Annotated in this window: 1 protein-coding gene; it reads left to right on the top strand. The window is 64.3% G+C overall.

Annotation, left to right across the window (positions count from 1 at the left end):
• Positions 1 to 202: hypothetical protein (locus tag SM755_RS24105; protein WP_323174896.1), on the top strand; the 202-nt coding region annotated here is incomplete at its 5' end.
• Positions 203 to 241: the final 39 nt, after the last annotated feature.

The following is a 241-nucleotide window of genomic DNA, read 5'->3' as shown; positions in this document are numbered from 1 at the left end:
GCCGGAGGACGGCGCGGACACGATCGACACGACGATCGTCAAACGCACGTTCGACGTTATCGCCGACGGAACTCGGGGAGCCGCGTCGAAGAAAAAGGTAGACGGGACGTGGCGGCTGCTGGTCCCGAACGACTGGAAGGACCAGGCCCGTCAGGTAGCCACTGACGCCGCTGACAGTGCTGTCAGGGCGGGAGGGCAGTGACGGTGTCACCAACAGGGCGATAGCCCGCAAACGTATCAC

The organism is Natrialba sp. PRR66, from assembly GCF_034808065.1.
Classification (GTDB): Archaea; Halobacteriota; Halobacteria; order Halobacteriales; family Natrialbaceae; genus Natrialba; species Natrialba aegyptia.
This window is presented reverse-complemented; position numbering and strand designations above follow the sequence as displayed.